The 17,639-nt window shown below is 69.7% G+C and carries 13 protein-coding genes and 1 pseudogene; 12 read left to right on the forward strand and 2 right to left on the reverse strand.

The window, feature by feature from the left end; genetic code table 11:
• Window positions 1–75: 75 nt before the first annotated feature.
• Window positions 76–621, reverse strand: a pseudogene (locus ACFZAT_RS04940) (zinc-binding dehydrogenase); the annotation flags it as partial.
• Window positions 622–906: 285 nt separating this feature from the next.
• Here ACFZAT_RS04940 and ACFZAT_RS04945 point away from each other — a divergent pair.
• Window positions 907–1,038, forward strand: coding sequence for a hypothetical protein (locus ACFZAT_RS04945; protein WP_265540900.1), 132 nt, complete (start codon window positions 907–909; stop codon window positions 1,036–1,038).
• A gap of 21 nt (window positions 1,039–1,059) precedes the next feature.
• Here ACFZAT_RS04945 and ACFZAT_RS04950 read toward each other — a convergent pair whose 3' ends face one another.
• Window positions 1,060–2,628 (reverse strand): fibronectin type III domain-containing protein, encoded by a 1,569-nt coding sequence (locus ACFZAT_RS04950; RefSeq protein ID WP_391260018.1) that lies wholly within the window; start codon window positions 2,626–2,628, stop codon window positions 1,060–1,062.
• Between the two features lie 129 nt (window positions 2,629–2,757).
• Between ACFZAT_RS04950 and ACFZAT_RS04955 the strand changes: the two genes are divergently transcribed.
• The 11 genes from ACFZAT_RS04955 (at window position 2,758) to ACFZAT_RS05005 (ending at window position 17,626) form a co-directional block, all read left to right on the forward strand.
• Window positions 2,758–3,798: a 3-isopropylmalate dehydrogenase gene (locus ACFZAT_RS04955; RefSeq protein WP_391260021.1), complete on the forward strand. Its 1,041-nt coding sequence runs from the start codon at window positions 2,758–2,760 to the stop codon at window positions 3,796–3,798.
• Window positions 3,799–4,027: 229 nt separating this feature from the next.
• On the forward strand, window positions 4,028–5,113 hold the full coding sequence (locus ACFZAT_RS04960; RefSeq protein ID WP_018102491.1) for a branched-chain amino acid aminotransferase: 1,086 nt from the start codon (window positions 4,028–4,030) through the stop codon (window positions 5,111–5,113).
• Window positions 5,114–5,450: 337 nt separating this feature from the next.
• The gene (gene cimA / locus ACFZAT_RS04965; protein ID WP_391260025.1) at window positions 5,451–7,058 is read left to right on the forward strand and encodes a citramalate synthase; all 1,608 of its coding nucleotides are present in this window, start codon (window positions 5,451–5,453) and stop codon (window positions 7,056–7,058) included.
• Between the two features lie 348 nt (window positions 7,059–7,406).
• Window positions 7,407–8,381 carry a substrate-binding domain-containing protein gene (locus ACFZAT_RS04970; RefSeq protein WP_391260027.1) on the forward strand — a complete coding sequence of 325 codons (975 nt, stop codon included), beginning with the start codon at window positions 7,407–7,409 and terminating at the stop codon, window positions 8,379–8,381.
• A gap of 119 nt (window positions 8,382–8,500) precedes the next feature.
• A complete protein-coding gene (locus tag ACFZAT_RS04975; protein ID WP_391260030.1) occupies window positions 8,501–10,177 on the forward strand; it encodes an ABC transporter substrate-binding protein in 1,677 nt (558 codons plus the stop codon).
• A 24-nt stretch (window positions 10,178–10,201) separates the two neighbouring features.
• Entirely contained in the window at window positions 10,202–11,263 is a 1,062-nt protein-coding gene (locus ACFZAT_RS04980; protein ID WP_391260033.1) for an oligopeptide/dipeptide ABC transporter ATP-binding protein, read from the forward strand.
• Window positions 11,260–12,240: an ABC transporter permease subunit gene (locus ACFZAT_RS04985; RefSeq protein ID WP_391260036.1), complete on the forward strand. Its 981-nt coding sequence runs from the start codon at window positions 11,260–11,262 to the stop codon at window positions 12,238–12,240. Before ACFZAT_RS04980 ends, ACFZAT_RS04985 begins: the two co-directional genes overlap by 4 nt.
• Before the next feature lie 3 nt (window positions 12,241–12,243).
• A complete protein-coding gene (locus tag ACFZAT_RS04990) occupies window positions 12,244–13,230 on the forward strand; it encodes an ABC transporter permease subunit (RefSeq protein ID WP_391260039.1) in 987 nt (328 codons plus the stop codon).
• Window positions 13,227–14,234, forward strand: coding sequence for an oligopeptide/dipeptide ABC transporter ATP-binding protein (locus ACFZAT_RS04995; RefSeq protein WP_391260041.1), 1,008 nt, complete (start codon window positions 13,227–13,229; stop codon window positions 14,232–14,234). Before ACFZAT_RS04990 ends, ACFZAT_RS04995 begins: the two co-directional genes overlap by 4 nt.
• Window positions 14,235–14,274: 40 nt before the next feature.
• Window positions 14,275–15,696: a GH1 family beta-glucosidase gene (locus ACFZAT_RS05000; RefSeq protein ID WP_391260044.1), complete on the forward strand. Its 1,422-nt coding sequence runs from the start codon at window positions 14,275–14,277 to the stop codon at window positions 15,694–15,696.
• A 55-nt stretch (window positions 15,697–15,751) separates the two neighbouring features.
• On the forward strand, window positions 15,752–17,626 hold the full coding sequence (locus tag ACFZAT_RS05005) for a discoidin domain-containing protein (protein ID WP_391260047.1): 1,875 nt from the start codon (window positions 15,752–15,754) through the stop codon (window positions 17,624–17,626).
• Window positions 17,627–17,639 lie beyond the last annotated feature (13 nt).

A 17,639-nucleotide genomic window follows, 5' to 3' on the forward strand; every position in this document is an offset into this window, starting at 1 on the left:
ACTCTCGTGCGACGCACGTTCTTTCGACACGGCCCGGGTACTCAAATGAGCCTGAGTACGTGGGCGGCCCCGGTCCTACGCGGCCGTGCGGATCAGCATCTTCCCGGTGTTCTCGCCGCGCAGCATGCCCAGGAAGCCGTCCACGGTCCGCTCGAAGCCGTCCACGACCGTGACGTCCGGGGCGATCCGGCCGCTGCGCAGGTGCGGGACCAGCAGCGCCTCCAACTCGCCCTGCGCGTCCCGGTGGTTGCGGACGAGCACGCCTTCGAGGCGCAGGCTCTTGCCGACCACGTCGAACAGATTGCGCGGGGCCGGTGGCGGCGTGTGCGCGGAGTGGTACTGGGCGATGGCGCCGACCCAGGCGATCCGGCCGGAATCGCGCATCGCGGCGATGACGCCCTCCAGGTGGTCGCCGCCCACGTTGTCCACGGCGGCGTCGATCCCGTCCGGCGCGGCCTTCGCCAGCAGCTCGCCGACCGGCCCGTCGTGGTAGTCGAACGCCGCGTCGAAGCCGAGCTGCCCGGTGAGCCGGGCGACCTTGGCGGCCGAGCCCGCGCTGCCGATGATCCGGCCGGCGCGGAGCAGCCGGGCGATCCGGCCCACGGCCGTGCCCACCCCCCCGCGGCGGCGGAGGAGTGAGCGGCGGGTGAGCCGCCGGAAACCTCCGTCTCAGATAGTAGGAAGTCCGAGTAATTGTGGAGACAGACCGGCCGGGCTGTTCTAGCTTTGTAGGAGCCGAACGTCTCGCTAGATCAAGCGACTGGCGGTCGAGAGCGCGCGCCCTGCGCAGGCAACCCCTGCGGCGCCCGTTCCCCGCCCCTTCCGGCGCCTCGAAATCAACGATCTCGACATCACCCCACGCTGTTCGATCTCGAAATCCTCGCGATCTCAAGGAGTCGATCCACCATGGCCGAGACCACCACCCGCCGCCGTGTCCGTCACGCCCACCGCCCGACCGAGTCGGAGCGACGGGCTGCCGCCGCCGCCCTGCAACGCGCCCTCGACCGCAGGGACAACGGCGGCTCGACCGGCCACTGACCGGTCCCCCTCGGGCCGCGCTCAGCCGCGGCTGATCTCGAAGTGGTCGACGCGCTCGCCCGACTCGGCGAGGGCGGTGACCTTCATCCGGGGGTGCCGTCCGGCCTCCACCTCCACCGCGAGGAACGAGAAGCCGGTGTACCGCACCCGCGACCACTCCACGGTCTCGACGGCCTTCGCGCCGCCCTTGGCCACGTGGTAGGTGTTCACGCTCTCCAGGTCCGCGACATGCCCCTCGTAGCTGTCCGGCACCGGGAAGTCGTACAGCGCCTTGCCCGCGCCGCCCGCCGTGACATAGACGATGCCGTCCCGGCGGGGGTCGGTGCGCTCGCCGATCGGCACCGGGCGCTTCACGGCGTTCCCGAGGATCGCGTCGGTGCGTTCGTAGACGTGGTTGTGCCCGTTGATGACCAGATCCACCCGGTGCTTCTCGAAGAGCGGCACCCAGGCGTCCCGCACCCCGCCGTCCGAGGCGTGCGCGTTGGTCGTGGAGAAGGCGCAGTGGTGGAAGAAGACCACCAGGAAGTCGATGTCCCGGCGGGCCCGCAGCTCGCCGAGGCGCCGGTCCAGCCAGCGGGTCTGCCGGCCGCCGCTGATGCCGAAGTTGGCGGGGATCTCGTAGCTGACGTCGTTGGCGTCGAGCGCGATCACGCCCACGTTGCCGTGCACGAAGGAGTAGGCGCCGGGCTGGTTCACCGGGTCCGGCCCGTTGTCCGGCAGGGTCCAGCGCGCGTTCTGGCCGCCGTAGCCGTCCGGCGAGTACCACGCCTCCATGTCGTGGTTCCCGGTCGTCACCATCCACGGCACCGTCTTGGCGACCGTCTCCGTCTGCGCCAGGAACTGGTCCCAGGTGCGCGCGTCATAGGTGTCGGTGGTCTGCCCGGAGCCCGACGGGTCCGCGTAGCAGATGTCCCCGGCGTGCAGGTGGAAGGCCGGGTTCTGGCCCAGGATCAGCTGATCGTTGCCGAGCGCGTGGTAGCTGACGCCCTGGTCGCCGAAGGCGGTGAAGGTGAAGTTCTCCGCCCGTGCCGGGGCGGTGGTGAAGGTGCCGAGCGTGCCCAGGTTGCGCGCGTCCGCCGGGTCGAAGCCCTCGTGGCCGACGCCGTAGTAGTACGTGGTGCCGGGCCGCAGCCGCTCCAGGGACGCGTGTACGTAGAACTGCTCGGCCGCCGCGATCCTGCCGTTGTTCAGCTGCGGCGTCGTCAGGTGGCGCACCTCGGCGTCGATCTTCCGGCTGAGCGCCCACGGCTCGAGACCGATCCGGATGTACGGGCGGCGCACCGCGAACGGCACCTGCCAGGAGACCGCCATCCGCGTCCTCGGGTCGGCCCCGTACGCCAGGTGGCGCCCGAACGGGGCGACCAGCGCGCCGTCGACCCGGGTGGTGCTGTGCGAGGTGAGTACGGTGGGGGCGGCGTACGCGGGGGAGGCGGAGGCGAGGCCGATCCCTGTGCCCACCACGGCGGCGGTCGCCGCGCCGGTGCGCAGCGCCCCGCGGCGGGTGAGCCGGGTGCGGAGGTAGTCGTGCTGCTCGGCCATGGTCATGCGGCCGGCGAGCTTCTCGGGGATGCCGAAGCGGGGGAGGTCCATGGGTGACAACCTCCACCGCGCGGCTGACGGCACCCCGTCGAATAGGTGAACGGTACACGTACAGATGATCATGTGTCCGTATGGTGGACGGGACGTGTCATGGGGTGGGACGAGCAGTAGGGTGCCACCATGTCTCGCAGCATCAATCTCGCAGTGATCCCCGGCGACGGTATCGGCCAGGAGGTCGTGTCCCAGGGCCTCAAGGTCCTCAACGCTGTTCTCCCGCAGGATGTGAAGCTGGAGACCAAGGAGTACGACCTCGGCGCCCAGCGCTGGCACCGCACCGGTGAGACCCTCCCCGACGCGGAGCTCGACGCCCTCAAGGGGCACGACGCCATTCTGCTCGGCGCGATCGGCGACCCGTCCGTGCCCTCCGGCGTGCTGGAGCGGGGGCTGCTGCTGAAGCTGCGCTTCGCCTTCGACCACTTCATCAACCTGCGGCCGTCGAAGCTCTTCCCGAACACCGAGACCCCGCTCGCCGGCCGTCCGGACATCGACTTCGTCGTCGTCCGCGAGGGCACCGAGGGTCCGTACACCGGCAACGGCGGCTCGCTGCGCACCGGCACCGAGCACGAGGTCGCCACCGAGGTGAGCCTCAACACCGCCTTCGGTGTCGAGCGGGTCGTCCGGGACGCCTTCGAGCGTGCCGCCGCCCGCCCGCGCAAGAAGCTGACGCTGGTCCACAAGAACAACGTCCTGGTCTATGCGGGCCACCTGTGGAAGAACACCTTCGACAAGGTCGCCGCCGAGTACCCGCAGGTCACCACCGACTACCTGCACGTCGACGCAGCGACGATCTTCTTCGTCACGCAGCCGGAGCGCTTCGACGTCATCGTCACCGACAACCTCTTCGGCGACATCCTCACCGACCTCGCCGCGGCCGTCTCCGGCGGCATCGGCCTGGCCGCCTCCGGCAACATCAACCCGACGGGCGCCTTCCCGTCGATGTTCGAGCCGGTCCACGGCTCCGCCCCCGACATCGCGGGGCAGGGCAAGGCCGACCCGACCGCCACGATCCTCTCCGTCGCCCTCCTGCTGCGCCACCTCGGCTACGAGGCCGAGGCCGTGCGCATCGAGGACGCCGTCTCCGCCGACCTCGCGGAGCGCGACGGCAGCGCCCGTACGACCGACGAGATCGGCGACGCCCTCGCGGTACGCGTAGCGGGCTGACCCGACGACTCCCACGGAAGCCGCCGGGTCGCAGACGCACCCGGCGGCTTCTCCTGTGCGGCCCCGGGTGTCACCATCGAATCCTGGACCGCATTCACGCCATTTCGTGCACGGCAGCCTTCGAGAGATAATCGAACGGGGCCGTGGCTCGCAGCGAAGCTCGGACGTCCTAGCACTTGAAGGCGTGCACGCGGTCCTACACACACATCACGGTGAAGGACACGCACTCATGACGACCACGATCGAGCTCAAGCCCTCCTCGAACCCGCTGTCCGACGCGGAGCGCGAGGCGATCCTGGCCCAGCCCGGATTCGGCCGCTACTTCACCGACCACATGGTGACGATCAAGTGGACCGAAGGCCGCGGCTGGCACGACGCCCAGCTCGTGCCCTACGCGCCGCTGTCGATCGACCCGGCCAACATGACGCTCCACTACGGCCAGGAGATCTTCGAGGGCCTGAAGGCGTACCGCCAGCCCGACGGCTCCGTCGCCACCTTCCGCCCCGAGGCCAACGGCGAGCGCTTCCGCTCCTCCGCCCGCCGCCTCGCTATGCCGGAGCTGCCCGTCGAGACCTTCGTCGCGGCCTGTGACGCGCTCGTCCAGCAGGACGCGGCCTGGGTCCCGGCCCACGGCGGCGAGGAGTCCCTCTACCTGCGCCCCTTCATGATCGCGACCGAGGTCGGCCTCGGGGTGCGCCCGGCCAACGAGTACCTGTTCCTGGTCATCGCCTCGCCGGCCGGCGCCTACTTCCCCGGCGGTGTGAAGCCCGTCTCCATCTGGCTCTCCGAGGACCGGGTCCGCGCCGTCCCCGGCGGCATGGGCGACGCCAAGACCGGCGGCAACTACGCCGCTTCCCTCCTCGCCCAGGCCGAGGCCGCCGCCAAGGGCTGCGACCAGGTCGCCTACCTCGACGCCGTCGAGCACAAGTGGGTGGAGGAGCTGGGCGGCATGAACCTGTACTTCGTGTACGGGGACCGGATCGTCACCCCGTCCCTCACCGGCTCCCTGCTCGCCGGGATCACCCGGGACTCGCTCCTCAAGCTCGCGAGTGACCTCGGCTACACCTCCGAGGAGTCCCGCGTCTCCATCGACCAGTGGCGCGAGGACACCGCCGCCGGCACCCTCACCGAGGTCTTCGCCTGCGGCACCGCCGCCGTCATCACCCCCGTCGGCACGGTGAAGAGCGCGGGCGGCGAGTGGACCCAGGGCGACGGCACCCCCGGCCCGGTCACCCTCAAGCTGCGCGAGCGCCTGCTCGACATCCAGCGCGGCACCGCCGAGGACACCCACGGCTGGATGCACTCCCTGGCGTGAGCAGCCGTACGGAGGGCCCCCGGTGTCTCGCCGGGGGCCCCGGTACGCCCGCATCCTGAGACGGGCGGTTCACCGCGGCGGTCCTGTGCCAGACTGCTTCCGTGTCCTCGTTCGTCATGATTATTGGCAGCAGGCGCGCCGGTCCGCAGTGACCGTTCCGTACCACCACGTACGGCACGGCCACCGTGCCCCAGACCCGCGCGCAGACCTCTCGCACCCGCGAGGGGTTTTTTGTTTTCCGGCCTCCACCTCGGCCGGGGACGCGGCGCACGGGATGATGGGGGCAAGTGGAGCCAGATCGTCCGGATCCACTCATCCGACAGGAGTCAGACCAGCAATGACCACCAAGGCCAAGCCCACCGACGACAGCTTCCATGTCTTCGACACCACGCTGCGCGACGGTTCACAGCGTGAAGGCATCAACCTGACGGTCGCCGACAAACTGACCATCGCCCGGCACCTGGACGAGTTCGGCGTCGGCTTCATCGAGGGCGGCTGGCCCGGCGCCAACCCCCGCGACACCGAGTTCTTCGCCCGCGCCCGCCAGGAGATCGAGTTCAAGAACGCCGAGCTGGTCGCCTTCGGCGCGACCCGCAGGGCGGGCGGAACGGCCGCCGAGGACCCGCAGGTCAAGGCGTTGCTGGAGTCCGGCGCCCCGGTGATCACGCTGGTCGCCAAGTCCCACGACCGCCACGTGGAGCTCGCGCTGCGCACCACGCTGGAGGAGAACCTGGAGATGGTCCGCGACACCGTCGCCCACCTCCGCGAGCAGGGCCGCCGGGTCTTCGTGGACTGCGAGCACTTCTTCGACGGGTACCGCGCCAACCCCGAGTACGCCAAGGCCGTCGTCAAGGCCGCCGCCGAGGCCGGCGCCGACGTGGTCATCCTCTGCGACACCAACGGCGGGATGCTCCCGGCCCAGATCCAGGCCGTCGTCTCCACGGTCCTCGCCGACACCGGCGCCCGGCTCGGCATCCACGCCCAGGACGACACGGGGTGCGCCGTCGCCAACACCCTCGCCGCCGTCGACGCGGGTGCCACGCACGTCCAGTGCACCGCCAACGGCTACGGCGAGCGCGTCGGCAACGCCAACCTCTTCCCGGTCGTCGCCGCCCTGGAGCTCAAGTACGGCAAGCGGGTCCTCCCGGACGGGGCCCTCGCCGACATGACCCGCGTCTCGCACGCCATCGCCGAGGTGGTCAACCTCACCCCCTCCACGCACCAGCCGTACGTCGGTGTCTCGGCCTTCGCGCACAAGGCCGGGCTGCACGCCTCCGCGATCAAGGTGGACCCGGACCTCTACCAGCACATCGACCCCGCGCTCGTCGGCAACACCATGCGGATGCTGGTCTCCGACATGGCCGGACGGGCCTCCATCGAGCTGAAGAGCGACGAGCTCGGCATCGACCTCGGGGGCGACCGTGAGCTGGTCGCCCGGGTCGTCGCCCGGGTCAAGGAGCGCGAACTCAAGGGCTACACGTACGAAGCGGCCGACGCCTCCTTCGAACTGCTGCTGCGCGCCGAGGCCGAGGGCCGGGTGCGGCGCTACTTCCGCACCGAGTCCTGGCGGGCCATCGTGGAGGACCGCCCCGACGGCACCCACGCCAACGAGGCGACCGTGAAGCTGTGGGCCAAGGGCGAGCGGATCGTCGCCACCGCCGAGGGGAACGGACCGGTCAACGCCCTGGACCGGGCGCTGCGCGTGGCCCTGGAGCGGATCTACCCGCAGCTGGCCAAGCTGGAGCTGACGGACTACAAGGTCCGCATCCTGGAAGGCCGCACCGGCACCGACTCGACCACCCGCGTCCTGATCACCACCGGTGACGGGACCGCCGAGTGGTCGACGGTCGGGGTCGCCGAGAACATCATCTCCGCGTCCTGGCAGGCGCTGGAGGACGCGTACACCTACGGTCTGCTGCGCGCCGGCCTCGAACCGACCGACTGACCCGCACGGGGCCGTCTCCCGCACACGCCCGCCCCCGTCCGCCCGCCTCAATTGGCAGGGCGGACGGGGGCGTTCGCGTGTACGGCCCCGTACGGGGACTGAGTGAACGGGATTCGCGTGCCCGCGTCAAGAGGTCTTTGCGTTCAGAAGTTGAACGTAAGGACCGTGTTCTTCTCGTTATCAGATGGGTACGGACCAATCTCGACGTGAAGTATTGACGGCGGTGTTTCTGCGGGGTTAACTCACGCCACCAACGCCGGTACCGGTTCCGGAACCGGTTGCGGTACCGGTTCCATCGCCGGCCGTTGCGGCCGTTCTCTCTGTCCCGTTGTGTCCCTGGAGGCCCCGATGCGCGTCACCATCGCTGATGTCGCCCGTGAGGCCGGCGTCAGCAAGACGACCGTGTCCCGGGTCATCAACACCAAGGGCGAGGTGGACGGCTCGACGGCCGCGCGCGTTCGCGAAGTGATCGCGCAGCTCGGTTACGTGCCCAGTTCGGGCGCCGTCGGTCTGGCCCGCGGCAGCAGCCGGACGGTCGGCATGCTGGTGCCCTCGCTGACCTGGCCCTGGATGGGCGAACTGCTCCAGGGTGTGGTCGACACCGTCGAGGCCGCCGACTACGGGCTGCTGCTGTTCACCTGCAACCGCGGGGCCGAGTCCGTCGAGCGCTTCACCAGCCAGGTGTCGGCGCGGGCCTTCGACGGGCTGGTGGTGGTGGAACCCGAGAACACCCTGGACCACCTCACGGAACTGCACCGCGACGGTCTGCCGATCGTGCTCATCGACGATCGCGGCCACCACCCCGAATTCCCCTCCGTCGTGACCACCAACCACGAAGGAGGCGCGTCGGCCGCCCGTCATCTGCGGGACGCCGGTCGCACCAGGCCCGTCGTGATCACCGGTCCCGCGCACTTCGGCTGCGTACGGGACCGACTGGCCGGCTTCGTCTCGGTCCTCCCCACGGAACACGTGGTCCTCGGGGACTTCACCGAGCTCTCCGGCCGGCTCGCGGTGGAGCAACTGCTCGCCTCGGGCACGGAGTTCGACTCGGTCTTCGCCCACAACGACATCACCGCGGCAGGCGTGCTGCGGGCGTTGCGCGCCGCGGGCAAGACCGTGCCGGGGGACATCGCGGTCGTCGGCTTCGACGACATCCCGATGTCCGAGCACACCGAACCGCCCCTGACCACCGTGCGCCAGCCCACCCGGCAGATGGGTGAGATGGCCGCCCGGATGCTCCTCTCCCACCTGGGCGGCACGCTCGCACCGGACACCCCGGTCGTGCTCCCCACCGAATTGGTCGTGCGCCACTCGGCGCCCTAGCGGACAAGGGCACCCCCAGGCCCACACCGCACCCGCACCACCCGCACAGCCGTACCAAGGCGCGCCCAGCGCTGCCCGTTTCCGGATCCCAAGACCCGCCAGTCCCTCCTGGAGTCGTTATGTCCGCACGCCGTCACACGCTGAGAGCCGCCGCGCTCGCCACCGCCGTGGTCGCACTCGCCGCAGGCTGTTCCTCGGCCAACTCGAACCACAACAAGAACGGCGGCAGTGCCGCTTCGGGCGTCCTGAACATCGGCAAGCCGGACGGGCCGCAGACGAACAACAGCAACCCCTTCCTCAACACCTCGGCCGGCGCCACCCTCGGCTACCGCTGGATGATCTACGAGCCGCTGGCGATGGTCAGCCAGATCCGGCCCGCCGACAAGCCCGACCCGTGGCTGGCCACCGACTGGAAGTGGGACCTCAACTTCCAGAAGGTCACCCTCACCATCGACGAGCGCGCCAAGTGGGCCGACGGCAAGCCGCTGACCGCCGACGACGTGGCGTACACCTTCAACCTGCTGAAGAAGCACCCGGCGCTCAACGCCGACGGCATCCAGTGGGGCGGTGTCGAGGTCAAGGACAAGAAGGTCATCCTGACCTTCAACAGCTCGCAGTACGTCAACCAGAACAAGATCCTCCAGCAGTACATCGTGCCGAAGCACATCTGGGAGAAGGTCAAGAACCCGGAGACCTGGCCGAACCGGAACCCGGTCGGCTCCGGCCCGTACAAGCTGAAGACCTTCACGCCGCAGACGACCACCCTGACCGCGACGCCCACCTACTGGAAGGGCTCGACCAAGGTCAAGGAGCTGCGCTACAGCACGTACAACGACAACAACGCGGCGACCACCGCGCTGGCCAGCGGCAAGCTGGAGTGGTCGTTCGTCTTCATGCCGGACTTCAAGAAGCTGTTCATCGACAAGGACCCGAAGAACCACAAGCTGTGGTTCCCCTCGGGCCTCGGCATCCACGGCCTGTGGATCAACACCGCGCGCAAGCCGTTCGACAACGCGGCGCTCCGCAAGGCCATGGCGATGGTCGTCGACCGCAACGCCATCTACACCCAGGCGGAGGCGACGCTCTACCCGGAGATCACCAACCCCACCGGCATCCCGCTGCCCGCCGGTGAGTCCTTCATCTCCGACACGTACAAGAAGGCCACCACCAAGCCGGACGTCGAGGGCGCCAAGCAGGTCCTGGAGAAGGCCGGCTTCACGCTCAGCGGCGGCGTCCTCAAGGACCCGGACGGCAAGCCGGTGAAGCTCACCCTCACCGACCCGGCCGGCTGGAACGACTACATCACGGGCCTGTCGATCATCAAGGACAACATCAAGAAGATCGGCATCGACGCCAAGGTCAAGACGCAGACCGCCGACTCCTGGAACGCGGACGTCGCCAACGGCAACTTCGACGCCACCCTGCACTGGACCAACAGCGGTGCCACGCCGTACGACATGTACCAGAACATCATGGACGGCGCCCTGCTCCAGCCCATCGGCAAGCCGTCGCAGTCCGGCAACTTCGGCCGCTTCAAGAGCACTGAGGCGACCGAGGCGCTGAAGGACTTCGCCCAGGCCACCACGGACACCGCCCGCAAGCAGGCGATGGACGCCCTCCAGAAGATCATGGTCGAGCAGGCGCCGATGATCCCGACCGCGGCTGCACCCGTCGGGGCGGAGTACTCCACGAAGAACTGGGTGGGCTGGCCCACCGAGGACAACCCGTACGCGGACCCGCAGCACACCCAGCGCACCTCGCTGGAAGTCGTGCTGAATCTCAAGCCCGCCAAGTAGTACAGCAGGGATCAGGTACCGGCCATGTCTGAACAGCCAGAGAACAACCACATCGTGCTCGAAGCACGCGGAGTCACCAAGCACTTCGCCGTACGGCGCAACGCCCGCGACCTCCTCGGACGCACGCGCCGTACCGTCCACGCCGTGGACGACGCCTCGCTGCAACTGCGGCGCGGCACCGTCACGGCACTGGTGGGGGAGTCGGGCTCCGGGAAGTCCACCGTCGCCAGACTGCTCGCGCAGCTGTATCCGCTCACCTCGGGCGAGATCCACCTGAACGGGCAGCCGGTGAAGGCCGGACGTGGCCGGTCCTTCCGCAGTTACGTACGCCGGGTCCAGCTCATCTTCCAGGACCCGTTCGCCTCGCTGAACCCCGTGCACACCGTGCGCTACCACCTGACCCGGTCGCTGAAGATCCACGGCCGGGCGGGCAACGGCGAGGCGGAACTGGAACAGAACCTGACCGCTCTGCTGAACCGCGTCCAGCTGACTCCTCCTCATCAGTACCTGGACAAGTTCCCGCACGAGCTGTCGGGCGGTCAGCGCCAGCGCGTGGCCATCGCCCGCGCGCTCGGCGCCGACCCCCAGGTCCTCCTGGCCGACGAGCCGGTCTCGATGCTGGACGTGTCCATCCGGCTCGGGGTGCTCAACCTGCTCAAGGACCTCAAGGACCGGCTGCACCTCGCGATCCTCTACATCACCCACGACATCGCGTCCGCCCGCTACTTCGCGGACACCACCCTGGTGATGTACGCGGGCCGCATCGTCGAGGGCGGTGACAGCGAGACCGTCACGCAGCGCCCCGCACACCCCTACACCCAGCTCCTCATCGCCTCCGCGCCGCACCCCGACCGGGAGCACGCCGAGGACGAGCCGGAGGACCAGGGCACCGGTGAGCCCCCGTCGCTCATCGCCCCGCCCGCCGGCTGCCGCTTCCACCCCCGCTGCCCCAAGGCGATGGAGCGCTGCCGCACCGAGCTGCCGCCCCGGTTCGACCTGGCCGACGGCCAGTGGGCCGCCTGCTGGCTCTACGACGGCATCGGCACCGCCCGCACCGACGACCACGAGAAGGAGGCTGCGAAGTGAAGTTCCTGCTCCAACGGCTCGCCTTCTACCTGGTCACGGCCTGGGCCGCGATCACGATCAACTTCCTCATACCGCGCCTGATGCCCGGCGACCCCGTCCAGGCACTCATCGCCCGCTTCCAGGGCCAGCTGGACACCAGCGCCATCGCCTCGCTCAGGGCCCTCTTCGGGCTCGACAAGAAGCAGTCGCTCTGGGAGCAGTACACCGACTACTGGGCGCACCTCTTCCACGGCGACCTGGGCCTGTCGTTCACCTTCTTCCCGACCCCGGTCAGCGAGGTCATCGCGCAGTCGCTGCCCTGGACGCTGGCGCTCGTCGGCATCACCACGCTGATCAGCTTCCTGCTCGGCACCGGGATCGGCGTCTTCACGGGCTGGCGGCGCGGCTCCTGGATGGACAACCTGCTGCCCGTCACCACCTTCATCTCGTCCATCCCGTACTTCTGGCTCGGGCTGATCGCGATCTCGCTGTTCGCCGTGAAGTGGCCGCTCTTCCCGGCCGACGGCGGCTACGACAACTCGCTGGTGCCCGCCTTCGACTGGCCGTTCATCTCCAGCGCGCTCTACCACGGGGTGCTGCCCGGCTTCACGATCGTCCTCAGCGCGGTCGCCGGCTGGATCCTCGGCATGCGGAACATGATGGTGACGGTGTCCAGCGAGGACTACGTCATGGTCGCCCAGGCCAAGGGCCTCTCCGAGCGCCGGGTGATGTTCGGTTACGCGGCACGCAACGCGATCCTGCCCAACATCTCCGGGTTCGCCCTCTCGCTCGGCTTCATCGTCGGCGGCACGCTCCTGGTGGAGATGGTCTTCTCCTACCCGGGCATCGGCTACCAGCTCTTCCAGGGCGTGGGCGCCAAGGACTACCCCCTCATGCAGGGCATCTTCCTCATCATCACGCTCTCCGTCCTGGCGGCGAACCTCCTCGCCGACGTCCTCTACATGCTCCTCGACCCCCGTACCCGAAGGGAGGCGTAGGACATGGCCGTCACCGCCACCGAGGTCGCCGTACTCGATGCCGCCGAAACCCCGGCAGCGAGCAAGCGCAAGTTCCGGTTCCTGCGCGGCCGGAAGACCGTCATCGGACTGGGCATCCTGCTCTTCTTCGTGCTGATCGCGATCATCGGCCCGTGGATCGCCCCGTACGACCCCAGCGCGATGAGCCAGGACCTGCTGGAGGCGCCCTCCGGCTCGCACTGGTTCGGCACCACGCAGACCGGTCAGGACGTGCTCTCGCAGATCCTGGTCGGCACCCGGGGCGTGCTCGTCGTCGGCTTCGTCGCGGGCATCCTCGCCACCGCCCTGTCCGTGCTGATCGGCGTCACCGCCGGCTTCCTCGGCGGACTGGCCGACGAGGCGCTGTCGCTGCTGTCCAACGTCTTCCTGGTCATCCCGGGACTGCCGCTGATCATCATCATCGCCAGCTTCGTCACGGACGCCGGCGACCTGCTCATCGCCTTCGTCATCGCCCTCACCTCCTGGGCCTGGGGCGCCCGCGTCCTGCGCGCCCAGACCCTGTCGCTGCGCCGCCGCGACTATGTGGAGGCGGCCCGCGCCACGGGCGAACCGACCTGGCGGATCATCCTCTTCGAGGTGATGCCGAACCTCACCGCCGTCATCGCCTCCGGCTTCGTCGGCACGGTCATCTTCGCGATTCTCTCCGAGATCACCCTCGCCTTCATCGGCGTCGCCGACATCTCGAACTGGAACTGGGGGACCGTCCTGTTCTGGGCGCAGTCCAGCCAGGCACTGGCCCAGGGCGCCTGGTGGTGGTTCGTCCCGGCGGGGCTCTGCATCGCCCTGCTCGGCATGTCCCTCGCCCTGATCAACTTCGGCATCGACGAATTCGTCAACCCGCGCCTGCGCACCGAGACCGGCGGCTCCAAGAAGGTCAAGATGCGCGTCGGCTTCACCCCGGTGGCCCGCCCCGGCAGCACCACCCCGCGCCACAAGGAGACCCGCTCATGAGCGAGCCCGTCCTCACCATCAGCGGCCTCAACGTGGACTACGGGACCGGCACCGACGCCGTGCACGCCCTGCGCGACATCGACCTCACCCTGCACCGCGGCGAGGTCCTCGGCCTCGCCGGCGAGTCCGGCTCCGGCAAGTCCACCCTGGCCTACGCGGTCACCCGGCTCCTCTCCCCGCCCGGCGTCATCACCGGCGGGGAGGTCCACTACCACGGGCGCGACGGCGAGGCCATGGACCTGCTCGCCATGTCGGCGGCCGAGCTGCGCGCCTTCCGCTGGCAGGAGCTGTCCATCGTCTTCCAGGGCGCGATGAACTCGCTGAACCCCGTCTACACGGTCCACGCCCAGCTCACCGACGTACTCCAGGCCCACCGCCCGGAGATGAAGAAGGCCGACCGCACCGCCCGGGCCCGCGAGCTCCTCAGCCTGGTCGGGATCTCCCCGGACCGGCTCGGCGCCTACCCGCACCAGCTGTCCGGCGGCATGCGCCAGCGCGTGATGATCGCGATGGCGCTCGCCCTGGAACCCGAGATCGTCATCATGGACGAGCCGACCACCGCGCTCGACGTGGTCATGCAGCGGCAGATCCTGCGCCAGCTGGTCCGGCTCCGCGAGGAGCTCGGCTTCTCGGTCGTCTTCATCACCCACGACATCTCGCTGCTGATCGAGTTCTCCGACCGGATCGCGATCATGTACGGCGGCCGGATCGTGGAGCAGGCCGGCGCCTCCGAGATCTACCGCGACCCGCACCACCCGTACAGCGCCGGGCTGCTGCACTCCTTCCCCGCGCTGCACGGACCCCGCCGCGAACTCAGCGGCATCCCCGGCTCGCCCCCGCACCTCTCGTCGATGCCCACCGGCTGCGCCTTCCACCCCCGCTGCGCCAAGAAGGTCGAGGGCTGCGACACCCACGTCCCGGTGCTCGCGGCGCCCGGGACGGACGGCTCCCGCTCGGTGGCCTGCTGGCTCCACCACGAGGCCCCGGCCACCGCCCGCGCCTAGCCCCGCCGGCCGCCCGAGCAACGCACACCACAGGAGAACCATGAACCTCGTCACCCCTCAGGCATACGCCCGCGAGATCGCCGCCCAGGCCGTACCCGGTCTGCCCGCCGGCTTCCGCTGGGGCGTCGCCACAGCCGCGTACCAGATCGAGGGCGCGGCGGCCGAGGACGGCAGGACCCCGTCCATCTGGGACACGTACTGCCGGGTGCCGGGCATGGTCGTCCGCGGTGAGAACGGCGACGTGGCGTGCGACCACTACCACCGCATGCCCCAGGACGTGCAGCTCATCGCTGACCTCGGCGTCGACACGTACCGCTTCTCGCTGGCCTGGCCGCGCATCCAGCCGGGCGGCCGGGGCCCGGCCAACGCCAAGGGCCTCGACTTCTACAAGCGGCTGCTGGACGAGCTGGAGGCCAAGGGCGTCACCCCCTGGGTCACCCTCTACCACTGGGACCTGCCGCAGGAGCTGGAGGACGCGGGCGGCTGGCCGGCCCGTGACACCGCGTACCGCTTCGCCGAGTACGCCGCGCTGGCGTACGACGCGTTCGGCGACCGGGTCACGCACTGGACGACGCTCAACGAGCCCTGGTGCTCCGCGATGCTCGGCTACGCCTACGGCGGCCAGGCGCCGGGCCGGCAGAACTTCGGCGAGGCCATCCACGCCGTGCACCACCTGCTCCTCGGCCACGGACTCGCCTCGCAGTACATGCGCGAGCAGGCCGCCGCCCGGGGCAACGAGCTCGAACTCGGCATCACCCTCAACCTGGGCACCGCCACCCCGGAGACCGACAGCCACGAGGACGCCGAGGCGTGCCGCCGCGCCGACGGCCTGGGCGCCCGGCTCTACCTGGACCCGCTGGTCAAGGGCGCCTATCCCGAGGACACCGTCGCCGACCTCGCCGCCCAGGGCATCGAACTGCCCGTCCAGGACGGCGACCTGGCCACGATCTCGACGCCGCTGGACGTGCTCGGGGTCAACTTCTACCGGGGCTCGCTGTTCTCCGGCGTCACGGAGGACGGCGCGACCACGGACGCGGAGGGACTGCCCGTCACCCGCCAGGTGGAGCGCGATCTGCCGCGCACCGCCATGGACTGGGAGATCACCCCCACCGCCCTCACCGACCTGCTCGTCCGTCTGGAGAAGGACTACGGCCTCCCGACGGTCATCACGGAGAACGGCGCCGCATTCGACGACACCGTCTCCGAGGACGGCGAGATCCACGACGCCGACCGCACCACCTATCTCGCCGATCACATCGCCGCCGTCGCCGCCGCCCGCGCCCAGGGTGCGGACGTGCGGGGCTACTTCGCCTGGTCACTGATGGACAACTTCGAGTGGTCCTACGGCTACGACAAGCGGTTCGGCATCGTCCGCGTCGACTACGACACGCAGGTGCGGACGCTCAAGGACAGCGCCAAGTGGTACCGCGACACCATCCGGCTCACCCGCGACGCGTCGTAGCCGCGACCGCGGGTGTGGCGCCTCACCCTCACCGATACGAACGGGACACCCCACCATGCCCTCTCGTACGACCTTGGCAGCCACCACCGCCGCTCTGATCGCCCTCGCCGCCCCCATGGCCTTCGCCGCCCCGGCCCCCAAGCCGGCCGCGGCGCAGGCCGCGGCCTGGGACACCGACCGGGCCGCCGCCGCGTACACGGCGAACCCGGGCGCCGTCACCGCCTCCGGCAGCGAGAACGCCGCCTCCGGGCCCGGGGCGGTGGCCGACGGCAACGGCACCACCCGCTGGTCCAGCAACTTCGCCGACGACGCCTGGATCCGGGTCGACCTCGGCTCCGTCATCCGCGTCAGCAGCGTCACCCTCGACTGGGAAGCGGCCTACGGCAAGAAATACGTCCTGGAGGTGTCGAAGAACGGCACGGACTGGACCACCTTCTACACCGAGGACGACGGCACCGGCGGCAGCGTCACCGCGCACACCTACCCGCAGGAGGTCACCGGCCGCTACGTCCGGATGCGAGGCATCCAGCGCGCCACCCCCTGGGGCTACTCGCTGTACTCCTTCAAGGTGTACGGAGGAGAGCCCGCCCCGGCCTCCACCACCCGCAGTAATCTCGCCCTCAACCACCCCGCGTACGGCGACTTCTACCAGCACGCGGGCAACTCCCCGGCCTTCGTCACCGACGGCGGCTGGCCCGCCGACCTGAAGGCCGACCAGTCCCGCTGGTCCAGCGACTGGAACGCCAACCGCTGGGTGGGCGTCGACCTCGGGGCCACCTCCACCATCGACACCGTGGACCTGTACTGGGAGGCGGCCTACGCCGTCGACTACCGCATCCAGGTCTCCGACGACAACCGCACCTGGCGCACCGTCTACCAGCCGTCCGCCTCCGAGGTCGCCGCCCGCCGCGCGGACGTCAAGTCGCCCGGCGACGCCGTCGGCCGGCACGACACCGTCAGGCTGCCGTCCCCGGCGACCGGCCGCTACGTCCGGATGCTGGGTGTCGAGCGCCGCTCCTTCTACAACCCCGCGCCCGCCACCGCCCAATTCGGCTACTCGCTCTACGAGTTCCAGGTGTGGGGCACCGGCGGCAGCGCCAACGCCGCCTATCCGGCCCTCCCGAAGAACCCGGGCGGCGCCTACACCACCACCTTCTTCGACGACTTCACCGGCTCGGGACTCGACCGCAACAAGTGGCGGGTCGTGCGCACCGGCACGGAGATGAACCCGGTCAACGGCGAGTCCCAGGCGTACGTCGACTCGGCGGACAACATCCGTACCGAGAACGGCTCCCTGGTCCTCCAGTCGAAGTACTGCAAGGGCTGCACCCGAACACCCGCCGGTACCTTCGACTTCACGTCCGGCCGCATCGACACCAACACCAAGTTCGACTTCACCTACGGCAAGGTCAGCGCCCGCATGAAGCTGCCGGTCGGTGACGGCTTCTGGCCGGCCTTCTGGATGCTCGGCAGCGACGTCGACAACCCGGACGTCTCCTGGCCCGGTTCGGGCGAGACCGACATCATGGAGAACATCGGCTACGGCGACTGGACCAGCTCCGCCCTGCACGGCCCCGGCTACTCGGCCGACGGCAACATCGGCAAGCAGCAGACGTACGCGAACGGCGGCCGGGCCGACCAGTGGCACACCTACGGCGTCGAGTGGACGCCCGAGGGCATGACGTTCACCGTGGACGACCGCGTCGTGCAGACGACCTCCCGCTCCAAGCTGGAGTCCACGCGCGGCAAGTGGGTCTTCGACCACAACCAGTACGTGATCCTCAACCTGGCGCTCGGCGGCGCGTACCCCGCCGGGTGGAACAAGGTCACCAGCCCTTACTGGGGACTTCCGCAGTCCAGCGTCGACCGTGTCGCGCAGGGCGGCGTCAAGGCGGAGATCGACTGGGTGCGGGTGGAGCAGAAGAAGTAGCGCCCCCGGGCCC

This window comes from Streptomyces sp. NPDC008163 (assembly GCF_042956885.1).
GTDB lineage: Bacteria > Actinomycetota > Actinomycetes > Streptomycetales > Streptomycetaceae > Streptomyces > Streptomyces drozdowiczii_A.

Coding starts and splice junctions, on each gene's coding strand:
- ACFZAT_RS04945 (WP_265540900.1), top strand. CDS start 907: ATGGCCGAGACCACCACCCGCCGCCGTGTCCGTCACGCCCACCGCCCG.
- ACFZAT_RS04975 (WP_391260030.1), top strand. CDS start 8,501: ATGTCCGCACGCCGTCACACGCTGAGAGCCGCCGCGCTCGCCACCGCC.
- ACFZAT_RS04950 (WP_391260018.1), bottom strand. CDS start 2,628: ATGGACCTCCCCCGCTTCGGCATCCCCGAGAAGCTCGCCGGCCGCATG.
- ACFZAT_RS04960 (WP_018102491.1), top strand. CDS start 4,028: ATGACGACCACGATCGAGCTCAAGCCCTCCTCGAACCCGCTGTCCGAC.
- ACFZAT_RS04970 (WP_391260027.1), top strand. CDS start 7,407: ATGCGCGTCACCATCGCTGATGTCGCCCGTGAGGCCGGCGTCAGCAAG.
- ACFZAT_RS05000 (WP_391260044.1), top strand. CDS start 14,275: ATGAACCTCGTCACCCCTCAGGCATACGCCCGCGAGATCGCCGCCCAG.
- ACFZAT_RS04955 (WP_391260021.1), top strand. CDS start 2,758: ATGTCTCGCAGCATCAATCTCGCAGTGATCCCCGGCGACGGTATCGGC.
- ACFZAT_RS04995 (WP_391260041.1), top strand. CDS start 13,227: ATGAGCGAGCCCGTCCTCACCATCAGCGGCCTCAACGTGGACTACGGG.
- ACFZAT_RS04980 (WP_391260033.1), top strand. CDS start 10,202: ATGTCTGAACAGCCAGAGAACAACCACATCGTGCTCGAAGCACGCGGA.
- cimA (WP_391260025.1), top strand. CDS start 5,451: ATGACCACCAAGGCCAAGCCCACCGACGACAGCTTCCATGTCTTCGAC.
- ACFZAT_RS05005 (WP_391260047.1), top strand. CDS start 15,752: ATGCCCTCTCGTACGACCTTGGCAGCCACCACCGCCGCTCTGATCGCC.
- ACFZAT_RS04990 (WP_391260039.1), top strand. CDS start 12,244: ATGGCCGTCACCGCCACCGAGGTCGCCGTACTCGATGCCGCCGAAACC.